The following is a 12,406-nucleotide window of genomic DNA, read 5'->3' as shown; positions in this document are numbered from 1 at the left end:
ATTCAGGTTTACCCTTCATAGCAAGATGCGATAAGGACGTTGCATGCGAGTCATCAGTGAAAGCAGGATCTGGGAAGCAAAAGAAAAATGGCCGCGCTCTGCAACAGCTCTGGATCAGTGGTATCGCGTGATCAAGCGCAACGCCCCCAAGGACTTTGCCGCAATGAAAGCCATGTTTCCCGCCACCGACAAGGTAGGTGAATTTCATGTATTTGATATTGGCGGTAACAAGCTGAGGTTGATTGCGTCGGTGCAGTATCGAATGCAGCGCGTTTACATCAAACACCTGCTTGACCACCGTGATTATGAGAAAAACAAATGGAAGGAAAAAATCAGATGAGCGCACTTATGCGAGTGGCGGCAGAGCACTGGCAGTTCGTTTCGCCTGTGCTGCGCAAGCCGGAAAACGAGGCAGATTACGACGCATTGGTATGCGGTTTGGATGAGCTATTGAGTCTGGTGGGTGAAGACGAGGACAGCCCGCTGATGAGCCTGGTCGACATTCTGAGCGACTGGATCGAAGCTTATGATCGTGAGCATCGCCCAATGCCCGTAGCCAGCGGGGTCGATGTGCTGCGCTACATGATGCGCGAGCACAATCTTACCCAGAGTGACCTTCCTGGCGTTGGGGCGCAATCGGTTGTCTCGGAGATACTGAGCGGAAAACGCCAGCTCAACGTGCGCCAGATTCGTTGGCTGGCCGAGCGTTTCGGGGTGTCGGTGGAGACCTTTATCTAAGGGGTCACGACGAACAACTAATCTCCAAATGCTTACCCCAATCCGGGGGCCGTTGCGCGTACTGCTCCATGCCCGCTTGTTCCTCAAACGGCCTGGTCAGCACGTCATGCAGCCGCCGCACTTCGCTGTAGTCGCCTGATTCGGCGGCGGTGATGGCGTTTTTGGCCAGGTAGTTACGCAGGATATATAGCGGGTTGACCGCGTGCATGCGCTCACGGCGCTGTTCCTGGGTGTAATCCCCATCCCGTGCAACACGGGCCTTGTACCGCTCGGCCCAGGCATCAAACCCGGCCATGTCGACAAAGTCATCACGCAACCGCGCCACGGCTAACGTCGCCGATTCGTCGCCCAGGCGGCGGAAGAACAGCGTGTAGTCCACACCGCTGTTCTGCATCAGCTTGAGCAAACCCTCCACCAGCGTCTGGTCGTCTTCTTCGGCGGTGGTCAGCCCCAGCCGGCGGCGCATCAGGTCCAGGTAGTGCGCTTGATACAGCGGCAGGTACAGGCCGAGGGCTTCTTTCAGTGCGTCAACGCTGATGAACGGTGTAAGCGCCTGGGCCAAGGCGCTGAGGTTCCACTGCCCGATCGGCACCTGGTTGCTGAAGGAGTAGCGCCCTTCATGGTCGGAATGATTGCAGATGAAGTGCGCGTCAAAATCATCGAGAAACGCGAAGGGCCCGAAGTCGAAGGTAATGCCCAGGATCGACATGTTGTCGGTGTTCATCACGCCGTGGCAAAAACCATAAGCCTGCCATTTGGCGATCATTTCGGCGTTGCGCTCGACGATCTCGCGGAACATCGCCAGGTAAGGCTCGGGTTGCTCGCGGCATTCGGGGTAGTGCAGGTTCAGCACGTGCTCGGCGAGTTCGGCCTGCTGCTCAGGCTTCTTGGTGTAGTAGAAATATTCGAAGTGTCCGAAGCGAATATGGCTGTGGGCCAGGCGTAAAACCATCGCCCCGCGTTCCTGTTTCTCCCGCCATACCGGCGTGCTGGAACCGATCACGCACAGGGCGCGGCTGGTGGGGATGCCTAGCGCATGCAGGGCCTCGGAGGCGAGGAATTCACGAATCGAAGAGCGCAACACGGCACGCCCGTCGCCCATGCGCGAGTAAGGCGTCATCCCGGCGCCCTTGAGGTGCAAATCCCAATGCTCGCCGGCCTCGTTATGGACCTCGCCCAGCAATAACCCGCGGCCATCGCCCAGTTGCGGCGTGTAGCCGCCGAATTGATGACCGGAATACACCATCGCCCGTGGTTCTGCCTCGGCCCACAGCTTGTGGCCGCCGAACAGCTCGGCAAATACCGGGGTTTCGGCCACGGCCGGGTCGAGATCGAGCAGGGCCATGGCGGCCTTGCTCGCGACGACCAAGCGCGGCTCGTCGAGGGGCTCTGGCAGTACGTGGGTCGAGAATGCGTCGCCCAGGCGTGCGAAGCGGTTGTCGAAGGTCAGTTCGTCGAGGGCTTTCACCGGCCATCTCCAGCAGAATGTCCGAGCATTCTGCTGGGGATAGGGCGTTTAGTCGAGTTTGCTGGGTGGCGGCTCCGGCGCATCCACGACTTTGCCTGCAGGAGGCTCGGGGGCGTCGGGCTTGTCGAGCGGCTCGGCAATGGTCTTGCGCTCGTCTTCGGCCGGCACCAATTTGTATTCCTGGCCGTGAAGATTCTTCAGGTAGATTTCCATCTGCCGGAACGAGATGTTGATGTGCTGTTTCTTGAACTCACGATTGATGTAGCGGTTGACCTCGTCCAACACCGGGTTGCGATCGCCCAGGTCGCGAACATGCATGCGCAGTTCGTGGTCGAGGGTGCTTTCGCCGAAGTTGAGGAAATACACGTGGGGTTCCGGCTCTTTGAGTACCCGTGGGTTTTCTCGCGCCGCCTTGAGTAGCAATTCCTTCACCAGGTCCAGGTCGGAGCCATAGTCCACGCCCAGTTTCAGGGTGACACGGGTGATGGTGTCGGTCAGCGACCAGTTGATCAGTTGCCCGGTGATGAAGGTTTTGTTGGGGACGATGATGTCCTTGTTGTCGAAGTCGGTGATGGTGGTGGCACGAATGCGGATCTTGCTTACCGTACCCGACAGGTTGCCGATGGTAATGGTGTCGCCGATGCGCACCGGGCGTTCGAACAAAATCATGATGCCGGAGATGAAGTTGGCGAAGATCTCCTGCATGCCGAAACCCAGGCCCACCGACAGCGCGGCCACCAGCCATTGCAGCTTGTCCCAGCTCACACCGAGGGTGGAAAGGGTGGTGACAAAGCCCACGCCGGCAATGATGTAGGACAGCAAGGTGGTGGTGGCGTAGGCGCTGCCTTGGGCCAGGTCGAGCTTGGACAGCACCAGGACTTCGAGCAGGCCGGGCAGGTTGCGCGCCAGGGCGAAGGTGATACCGATGATGATCGACGCGCCCAGCAGGTCGCCGATGCTGATGGGCACCATGCTGATATTTGCACCTGTGCCGCTGGTGTATTCGTACAGGGTGACGTTGTCCAGGTAGGAAAATACCGAGATCAGGTCCGACCACACCCAGTACAGCGCCGCGATAAAGCCGCCGAGCAGGGCCAGGCGGATCAGGCGCATGGACTGTTCGTTGACCTGCTCGATGTCCAGGGTCGGCTCTTCGATCACCGCTTCGCCGTCACCGGCCTCCTTGGCTGCCTGGCGTTTGGCCAGGGCCCGGGCGTAGGCCAGGCGCCGTGCGGCAACACCCAGGCCGCGCACGAAGGTGGCTTCGATCACCAGCCAGAACATCAGCAGGTACAGGGTATTGATCAGCCGGTCGCTGAGTTTCAGCGCGGTGTAGTAATAGCCAAAGCACACGGCAATAAACAGAGCGATGGGCAGCGCGGTGAACACCACCCCGATAGCTTTGCGAAACAACGAGGCCTTTTCGTGGGTCGGGCTGTTCAGCAGCAGGCGGCCCAGCAGCCAGGCCATCAGCCCGTAGCAGGTCAGTACCACGGCGATACCCAACACGTCGTCAGCCAGCGCGGCCGGTTGATGTTCGGCAATCGCGACCACGGCCACCAGCGCCAGTACCACCAGCCCGAGCTTGCGTATCCAGCCTTGCAGGAATTCGACCTGCGGCCTCTCCCAGCGAAAGTGCAGCTCCGCCACGCCGCCCGGCGCGAGGATGCGGTAGGCGGTGTAGAACACCAGCCAGGCTTGGGCGATCTGCAGCAAGGCCGCGCCCAGGTTGGCGTTTTGCCCGCGGGCGTCGATCTGCAACGCGTAGCCGCACAGCGCCAGGCCCAAGGCCACGGGCATTGCCAGGAGGATGTTGATCAGGATGGCCTGCGGCGTATGCCACTGGCTGTCGCGCTTGAAGTGGCCGATGTCCTGGTGAACCTTTTTCAGGCGCACATACAGCGCATTGCGTCGCCACAACAGCGCGCCGATCAGCAACAGCAACGGCAGGAACAGCAGTGGGCGTTGGGTCAGGCCGTCATACAGCTCACTGACGCTGGACGCCCAAGGCAGGGTGGTGACCTGTTTGCTCAGATGCGCCGGTACGGTTTCCAGCCATTCAGTGTCCAGCGGCTTGTTGCTGGGGATCCAGAACATTTGCTCGTCGAGCGTGGCCCGCAGGGTGCTGGCGGTGCTGAGCAGTTGTTTCTGGTTCAGTTGCAGGGTGATGGATTCGTTGAGCAGTGCACTCAGCTCGCGGCTCAGACGCTCCAACAGGTCGCTGCGGGTGATCGCCACTTCCAGCAAGGTGCGGCGCAGTTGCGGGGTGACCTCATCCGGTGGCTGGTTCGCCAGCAGGTTGTCCACATAGGCGCTTGGGGAACTGATCAGCTCACGCTGTTGGTTGACCTCGAACTGATACAGGCGAATGTTGGCGATGTCGTCGGCCAGGTCTTTGTCCACGGTGAGACGCGGCAGGGCCTGCTTTTGTTTATAGAGAATCTTGGACAGCAGCAGGCTGCCCTTGAGCACGTTGATCTGCTCGTCCAGGGCCGAATCGCTTTGGGTCACGGTGTCCAGTTGCTGCTTGGTCTGCAGGTTTTTCTGGGTCAGGTCGTTGAGGCGGTCGGTGCTTTTGAGCAGGTAGTCGGACAGCTTCAGGTTGTCTGCGCTTTCCTTGGCAAGGATGCTACTGCCGCCGGCTTTCTGCGCTTCGATGGACTGTTGGGTCACCGTCTGCTGGGACTGGGCCAGGCGTTTCTGGTTGATCAGGGTTTGCAGGTCCTGGATTTCTTGCTCCAGGCGTGCGGTTTTTTCCTGAATCAGGTCGTGCTGGCTGTTGCCCAGGTCTTGCAGCTGGCTGTTGCCGGCCAATTCCTGGCGGCGCAGGGGAATCAAGGCATTCAGGGCCGCCAGTTCGGCGTTGAGCTGGTTGCGCTGGTCGCCGCTGAGAGGTTTGCCATTGTCTTTGCCAAGCTTGAGCGTCGCGTTGATTTGCTGGATGCGCGTCTGACTGCTGCTGATCTCGGTCTGGGCGCGCTCAGGGCGGGTCTGGGCGGCGATGGTCAGGCTGTTGGCGTCGGCCAGTTCTTTTTGCAGGTCGCCTTGCTGGGTGCTGCGTTGCACCAATAACTGCTCAAGCTGCGGCACCGGCAGGCTGGCGTAGCGTTGGGCCACCGGAATGATTTTGGTGGCCTTGAGGCGCGCCAGCTCACGCTGGTTCTCATTGGTCTGGCGCGGGGCCTCTTCCAGCTGGCGCTTGAGGTCGGCCAGGCGCTGCTCGTAGTCCTGCTGATTGCCCAGGTAGGTCAGGGTCTGTTGCAGGGTCGCCTGCAGCGCCTTCATGTCGGCGTCAGGCAGCTTGCGGTCGGGCAGTTTATCCAGGCTTTGCTGGACGGCTTCGGCGCTGGGCGGGTCGGCGGCGTATACGCTGCCAACACAAAGGGTCAGGCCCAGCAGGGCAGTGGCGAGAAAAGTACGCAGGGTTGGCATAGAGACCGGTCTTGCAAAGTGAAGAATCGGGGCGTCGTTGTCCCGCAGTTTAGAGGAAGAGTCCGGGGCCCGGGCGACTTCCTTCGGGGAATCTGACGCCGACTTTGCCAATCTTGTTCCCGTCCATGACGGCGACGGTCCAGATGGTGTTGTTCCACTCCACCTGGTCGCCGACTACCGGTGCACCGCCAACCTTCTGGGTAATGAAGCGGCTCAATGGCATGTCCGGGTCGATACCTTCAAGCTTGAGCCCGTACAAGGCGGAAACCGCGCCCAGCTGGGCGTCGCCTTCGAGTACGAAGTCACCGAAGAAGCGCAAATCGAGGCCCCGTTGCGGCGCCTGGCTGAACAATTTGCCCAGGGCCGGCAGGTTGTGTTCGTGGCCGATCACACAGAGCAAATCGCCGACTTCCAGCACCGTACTACCCGACGGATGGAGCAGTTGCTGGCCACGAAACAGCGCGGCGATGCGCGTGCCTTCGGGCATTTTCAGCTCGCGCAGGGCCGCGCCGATGCACCATTTTTCGGCGCCCAGGCGGTAGACGAACAACTCCCACTCGCTGGTAACGTGCACTTCCAGGGCCGCGCGGGAGATCGGCGCCGGGTCTGGCGGTACGGTGACTTTGAGCAACTTGGCCACCCACGGCAGGCTGGTGCCCTGCACCAACAGCGAGACCAGCACGATAAAGAATGCCAGGTTGAAGTACAGCTGCGCATGGGGCAGGCCGGCCATCAGCGGGAACACCGCGAGGATGATCGGTACCGCGCCGCGCAGGCCCACCCAGGCTATAAAGGCTTTTTCGCGACCGTGGAACGCCTTGAATGGCAGCAGGCCAACCATCACCGACAGCGGCCGGGCAAACAGGATCATCCACAGCGCCAGGCCCAGGGCGGGCACGGCGATGGGCAGCAAATCGTGAGGCGTGACCAGCAGGCCCAGCACCAAAAACATCCCGATCTGCGCCAGCCAGGCCATGCCGTCGAGCATATGCAAAATGCCATGGCGGCTGCGCACCGGGCGGTTGCCGATCACCAGCCCGCACAGGTACACGGCGAGGAAGCCGCTGCCGTGCAGGGCGTTGGTCAGGGCGAATACGAACAGGCCACCGGCGATCACCAGGATCGGGTACAGGCCGTTGGCCAGGTTGATGCGGTTGACCAGTTGCAGCATCAGCCAGCCGCCGCCCAGGCCTACCAGGCCACCGATGCCGAATTCGCGGATCAGGTGCGTGAGCAGGCTCCAGTGCAGGCCGGTCTGGCCGCTGGCGAGCATGTCGATCAGGGTGACGGTGAGGAACACCGCCATCGGATCGTTGCTGCCGGATTCGATTTCCAGGCTGGCGCTGACCCGTTCGTTGAGGCCCTTGCCGCCCAGCAGCGAGAATACCGCCGCGGCGTCCGTGGAGCCGACGATGGCGCCGATCAGCAAGCCTTGAATGATGTTGAGGTTAAACAGCCAGGCCGCGGCCATGCCCGTGAGGCCGGTGGTAATCAACACCCCCACCGTGGCCAGGGACAAGGCCGGCCACAGCGCCACGCGGAAACTCGCCACCCGGGTGCGCAAACCGCCGTCGAGCAGGATCACGGCGAGGGCGAGGTTGCCCACCAGATAGGCGGTGGGGTAGTTATCGAAAATGATGCCACCGCCATCGACCCCGGCGGTCATGCCCACGGCCAGGATAATCACCAGGATGGGGATACCCAGGCGTGACGAAAGCGAACTCACCAGAATGCTCGCAGTCACCAGCAACGCGCCGATCAAGAACAGGCTGTTGATGGTCGTCGCATTCAAAGGCAGTACTCCAGGGCAGGGGAAGACAGGGTGCAAACTGACCATGCAGTCTGCGTGCCAGGGATTCTAACCTGTTGAATTGCTGCGCTGTCAAAAAGCTTTTGTGGCTGCACATCGGCCAAATGTGGGAGCTGGCTTGCCTGCGATTGCGGTGTGCCAGGCGCCATGGGCGTCAGCTGACAGATTGCTATCGCAGGCGAGCCAGCTCCCACAAGGTATGCGGTGTGAGCAAAGGCTTATTTCAGAGGCGGAACCTTCCGACCATCCCATTCAGATCCACCGCCAAGCGCGACAACTCACCGCTCGCCGCGCTGGTCTGGCTGGCGCCGGTTGCCGATTGCACCGACAGGTCACGGATATTCACCAGGTTGCGGTCCACTTCCCGCGCCACCTGAGCCTGTTCTTCCGCCGCACTGGCGATCACCAGGTTGCGCTCGTTGATCTCCACAATCGCCGTGTTGATAGTGTCCAGCGACAGGCCCGCGCCTCGGGCGATGTTGAGTGTCGATTCGGCGCGCTCGGTGCTGTTGCGCATCGAATCCACCGCGTGTTCAGTGCCTGTCTGGATGCTGCCGATCATGCGCTCGATTTCGCTGGTGGACTGCTGGGTGCGATGGGCCAGCGCCCGCACTTCATCAGCCACCACGGCGAAACCACGCCCGGCTTCCCCGGCTCGCGCTGCTTCGATCGCGGCGTTCAGGGCCAGCAGGTTGGTCTGGTCGGCCAGGCCACGGATCACGTCCAGCACTTTGCCGATATCCCTCGATTCATTGGCCAGGTCGCCAATCAGGGAGGCGGTGGCCTGCACATCGGTACTCATGCGTTCGATAGCGCTAACGGTTTCCTGCACCAGGTCGCGGCCGTCACCGGCAGAGGTGGTGGCGTTGCGCGAAGCTTCGGAGGTGCTCACCGCGTTGCGTGCGACTTCTTCCACCGCACTGGTCATCTCGTTGACGGCAGTGGCGGCCTGTTCGATTTCGTTGTTCTGCTGGGTCAGGCCACGGGCGCTTTCGTCGGTGACCGCATTCAGCTCTTCAGCGGCAGACGCAAGCTGGGTGGCGGAGCCGGCGATACGTTGCAGGGTGTCGCGCAGTTTGTGTTGCATCTTGGCCATGGCCGCGAGCAGGCGCCCGGCTTCGTCGTTGCCGTCCACACTGATCGGGCGCGTCAGGTTGCCTTCGGCCACTTCTTCGGCGGCTTCTAGCGCCTGGGCGATGGGCAGGGTGATGCTGCGGGTCAGCAACCAGGCAAACAGCAAGGTCAGTGCCGTGGCAATCACCAGCAGGCCTACCACCAGGTCAAAGGCCATGTCGTATTGGTCTTTGGCGCGCTGGTTGGTGGCGTTGGCGTCGTCGTTATTGATATCCAGCAAGCGGGTCAAGACCGCATTGACCTGCTCGGAGTTGTCCAGCAACTCGGTGTTGAGCAGGCTGCGCAGCTCGTTGACCTGATTGGCGCGAGACAGGCTCTTCATGCGCTCTTCAATCTGGCGGTACTGGCCCAGCAAGCGGACGTACTCGTTGTAGACGTTGCGCTCTTCGGTGCTGGTGATCAGTTTTTCGTAGATGTCCTGGGCTGTGCGAATCTGCTGATTGCGCAGTTCAAAGGCTTCCAGGGTCTTTTGCTGTACATCCGGCTCGCGGTTGGTCAGCAAGCGGTACGACAGCACGCGCAGGCGCAGGGTCAGTTGGGTGAATTCATCCAGGGCGCGAATGCTGGGGACGCTGGCCGAGGTGATGTCTTCGGTGGCTGCACGAATTTTGCTCATCTGGTTCAGGGCGAACACACCGAGCAACAACATCAAGGCGCCAATAAACGCGAAGCCGAGGAAGGCCCTCGGGGCGATATTCATATTACGAAGAGACATGCTGGAGTCCTGGGGGAGGCGCTATCCATGCGGCCATGAGACGAGGTGTGCCCGCCTTATCGGCCATGCGACTAAAGTCTTAAGGGGGCGCGCGCTTTTGTCGCATCGGACCAGGGGTTGGGTGAGTTCAGGAACCAGATCGGGTAAATGCAGTCACTAAGGCTCGAAAGTGCGGCCCGGCCTTGCATCATCGGGCTGCGCGGCCAGGGATAACCCTGGCATCCGAGGTGAATTTTCTTTATCGTCACCGCCCTTTTTAAAAGCCCGAGAAATCAAAATGTTAGAAGCATCCCTCAGCCAATTGGAACAACTGGTCAGCGACCTCGTACAGCAGAATCAAGAATTGCTGGGCAGCAACGAATCCCTCAAGGCCGAGCTGGCCCGCGCCAAGGACGAAAACGACAGCCTGCAACTGAACCTGATGGAACAGGAAGAAAAGCACGGCGCCACCGCCGCCCGCATTCAGGCGCTGGTTGAGCGTGTAAGTGCAGGGCCTGTCAGCGCATGAGTGAGGGCATAAAGGTCGTTTCGATTCTCGGAGAGGATTACTCGATCAAGGCACCGGCCGGCGAAGATCAGACCCTGATGCATGCCGTGACCATGCTCAAGGCCTCCCTGGCGGTTACCAAGAAAAAGTACCCGACCCTGATCGGTGACAAGCTATTGGTACTGGCCGCGCTGAACCTGTGCGCCGAGCAGATTGAAATGCAACAGGCTCACCAGCAGGAACTCGACCGTTACCAAGAGCAAGTCAGCGCCACGGTCGACGTGATCTCCAAGGTGATTGGGCAGCCATAATAAAAGCATGCTGGTGCGCAACGTTTGTCAGCGCGCGCGCCAGGCTTTTTCCGATGTTTACTCGTACACGATTTCGATGCTGTATTCGTCGTTGGCTGTAAATTTGAAAACTTTGTTAATTACTGTTTTCTTGTTTCCCAAAACGTCCAAGACATCGCCTGAGTTGGCAGAGATCAAGTATTCATCAAGCGTTATATCCTTTGCGATGGAAGGATCGCCGTTCTTATCGACGAGAATAATTTTCGGGGTGGTTTTCATGTTGATTCCTCAAAAGGGGCAGCAGGAGGTCATCGGTATGGAAGTCAGTGTGAACACGCTCTCGATACCTGAAAGCCTACCCCTTGAGAAGCCACGTCAGTAACTGTCAGAAATCACAGTCGTTTAGAACTCTAGTTCATTAGTTCGCGCGCCAGACTATTTCGCCGCTATTAGAACCACGCTTCCTGCATCCCCAGGCACGTATCGTCGCGTGCCTCCAGAATCGCCAGTTCATGATGGCAGCTCGGTACTTCCCAGGTCAGGAAGTACCGGGCGGCCTGGAGCTTGCCCTTATAAAAGGCCGCGTCAGCCGCGTCACCCTTGGCCAGCCCTTCTTCGGCGCGGATCGCCTGTTCCAGCCAGCGCCAGCCAATCACCGTGTGCCCGAACACTTTCAAGTACAGCGCCGAGTTCGCCAGGCTGCTGTTGACCTTGCCTTGGGCGAGATCGGTCAGCAGGCCAATCGTGACGCTTTGCAGCCGGTTTACCAGTTGCTCCAGAGGCTCTCGCAGTGCCGTGAGTGAAGGGTGCTTTTGCGCCCGGGCTCCGGTTTCGGCGATCAGGCGAATCAACTGCTTTAAACCGGCGCCGCCGTTCTGCGCCAATTTGCGCCCGAGCAGGTCCAGGGACTGGATGCCGTGGGTGCCTTCATGGATGGGGTTCAGGCGGTTGTCGCGGTAGTACTGCTCCACCGGGTATTCGCGGGTGTAGCCGTGGCCGCCGAGAATCTGGATCGCCAGCTCGTTGGCCTTGAGGCAGAACTCCGACGGCCAGGATTTGACGATGGGCGTGAGCAGGTCGAGCAGTTCGTGGGCTTGCTTGCGCTCGGTGTCGGTTTGCAGGGTGGTGGTGTCGTCGAATAGCCGCGCCGCGTAGAGGCCGAGGTCAAAGGCGCCTTCCACATAGGCTTTCTGGGTCAGTAGCATGCGCTTGATGTCGGCGTGCTGGATGATCGCCACCGGTGCGGTGCTCGGGTCTTTACTATCAGGCAGGCGCCCCTGGGGCCGTTCGCGGGCGTAGTCCAGGGAGTAGAGGTAGCCGGCGTAACCGAGCATCACCGCGCCCATGCCCACGCCGATGCGTGCCTCGTTCATCATCTGGAACATGCAGCTCAGCCCCTGGTGCGGCTTGCCCACCAGATAGCCGACACAGTTGCCGTTATCGCCAAAGTTAAGCGCCGTGGACGTGGTGCCGCGCCAGCCCATCTTGTGGAACAGCCCTGCCAGCAGCACATCGTTGCGAGCGCCCAGGCTGCCGTCATCGTTGACCATGAACTTGGGCACGATAAACAGCGAAATGCCCTTCACGCCTGCGGGAGCGTCCGGCAATTTTGCCAGCACCATATGCACGATGTTTTCCGATAGCGAATGGTCGCCACCGGAAATAAAGATCTTGTTGCCCTTGAGCCGATAACTGCCGTCAGTCGCGGGCTCTGCACGGGTACGAATGTCCGACAGGGAGGAGCCTGCATGGGGCTCGGTCAGGGCCATGGTGCCGAAGAAGCGCCCGTCGATCATTGGCTGCAGGAAGCGTTGTTTCTGCTCCTCGGTGCCGAAGCTTTCGATCAGGTTGGCGGCGCCCATGGTCAGGAACGGGTAGGACGTCGAGGCGGCGTTGGCCGATTGGAAGTGCGCGAAACAGGCCTGGGACAACAGGGTCGGCAGTTGCATGCCGCCTGCTTCAAAGCTACGTGCTGCGTTGAGGAAGCCGGCTTCAAGGAAGGCGTCCACGGCGGGTTTGACCTCGGGGATCAGGATCGCCTGGCCGTTTTCATAGCGCGGTTCGTTTTCGTCGTTCTTGCGGTTGTGAGGGGCGAAGTACTTTTCTGCGATGTTGCGCGCCGTGCTGATCGCGGCATCGAAGGTTTCGCGGTTGTGTTCGGCAAACCGCTCGCGCTGGGTCAGGCCCTCGGCATCGAGGACTTCGTACAGCTCGAAAGCCAGATTGCGGGAACTGAGCAGCGTCTCGGACATGGCGGCGTACCTTTGAAGGAATTGGCCTGAGTCTAAGTCCGCGAATGGAGGGTGGATAGCAAGATTGATTTAAGTGATAG

9 protein-coding genes and 2 pseudogenes are annotated in these 12,406 nt (G+C 60.3%); 4 read left to right on the top strand and 7 right to left on the bottom strand.

What is annotated here, in order from left to right; translation table 11 throughout:
• Positions 1–43 precede the first annotated feature (43 nt).
• Together AC1RAC_RS11545 and AC1RAC_RS11540 are read left to right on the top strand one after the other, a co-directional pair.
• Positions 44–340 (top strand): type II toxin-antitoxin system HigB family toxin, encoded by a 297-nt coding sequence (locus tag AC1RAC_RS11545; RefSeq protein WP_072445845.1) that lies wholly within the window; start codon positions 44–46, stop codon positions 338–340.
• Positions 337–738, top strand: coding sequence for a helix-turn-helix domain-containing protein (locus AC1RAC_RS11540; protein ID WP_034125602.1), 402 nt, complete (start codon positions 337–339; stop codon positions 736–738). Before AC1RAC_RS11545 ends, AC1RAC_RS11540 begins: the two co-directional genes overlap by 4 nt.
• 4 nt (positions 739–742) lie before the next feature.
• Here the strand turns inward: AC1RAC_RS11540 and selO are convergent, their stop codons facing one another.
• From selO to AC1RAC_RS11515, 5 genes and pseudogenes are all read right to left on the bottom strand, one after another.
• Complete coding sequence (gene selO / locus AC1RAC_RS11535; protein WP_492616597.1) at positions 743–2,206, bottom strand: protein adenylyltransferase SelO; 1,464 nt, start codon at positions 2,204–2,206, stop codon at positions 743–745.
• Between the two features lie 48 nt (positions 2,207–2,254).
• On the bottom strand, positions 2,255–5,638 hold the full coding sequence (gene mscK, locus AC1RAC_RS11530; RefSeq protein WP_054896228.1) for a mechanosensitive channel MscK: 3,384 nt from the start codon (positions 5,636–5,638) through the stop codon (positions 2,255–2,257).
• Positions 5,639–5,687: 49 nt separating this feature from the next.
• A complete protein-coding gene (locus AC1RAC_RS11525) occupies positions 5,688–7,430 on the bottom strand; it encodes a potassium/proton antiporter (RefSeq protein ID WP_003187967.1) in 1,743 nt (580 codons plus the stop codon).
• Positions 7,431–7,671: 241 nt separating this feature from the next.
• Positions 7,672–8,271: pseudogene (locus tag AC1RAC_RS11520) on the bottom strand (methyl-accepting chemotaxis protein); the annotation flags it as partial.
• Positions 8,272–8,574: 303 nt separating this feature from the next.
• A pseudogene (locus AC1RAC_RS11515) lies at positions 8,575–9,231 on the bottom strand (MCP four helix bundle domain-containing protein); the annotation flags it as partial.
• A gap of 343 nt (positions 9,232–9,574) precedes the next feature.
• Between AC1RAC_RS11515 and AC1RAC_RS11510 the strand changes: the two are divergent.
• Both AC1RAC_RS11510 and AC1RAC_RS11505 read left to right on the top strand, forming a co-directional pair.
• Positions 9,575–9,805, top strand: coding sequence for a hypothetical protein (locus tag AC1RAC_RS11510; protein ID WP_003187970.1), 231 nt, complete (start codon positions 9,575–9,577; stop codon positions 9,803–9,805).
• Positions 9,802–10,095: a cell division protein ZapA gene (locus tag AC1RAC_RS11505; RefSeq protein WP_003187971.1), complete on the top strand. Its 294-nt coding sequence runs from the start codon at positions 9,802–9,804 to the stop codon at positions 10,093–10,095. The genes AC1RAC_RS11510 and AC1RAC_RS11505 overlap by 4 nt, the downstream gene beginning before the upstream one ends.
• Positions 10,096–10,152: 57 nt before the next feature.
• Here the strand turns inward: AC1RAC_RS11505 and AC1RAC_RS11500 are convergent, their stop codons facing one another.
• The gene (locus AC1RAC_RS11500) at positions 10,153–10,353 is read right to left on the bottom strand and encodes a hypothetical protein (RefSeq protein ID WP_072445851.1); all 201 of its coding nucleotides are present in this window, start codon (positions 10,351–10,353) and stop codon (positions 10,153–10,155) included.
• A gap of 170 nt (positions 10,354–10,523) precedes the next feature.
• Complete coding sequence (locus AC1RAC_RS11495) at positions 10,524–12,326, bottom strand: acyl-CoA dehydrogenase (protein ID WP_492616596.1); 1,803 nt, start codon at positions 12,324–12,326, stop codon at positions 10,524–10,526.
• Positions 12,327–12,406 lie beyond the last annotated feature (80 nt).

The organism is Pseudomonas sp. GW823-FHT02F05, from assembly GCF_058797315.1.
Note: the sequence above shows the minus strand (reverse complement) of the source record. Positions and strands in the feature narration are given on the sequence as shown.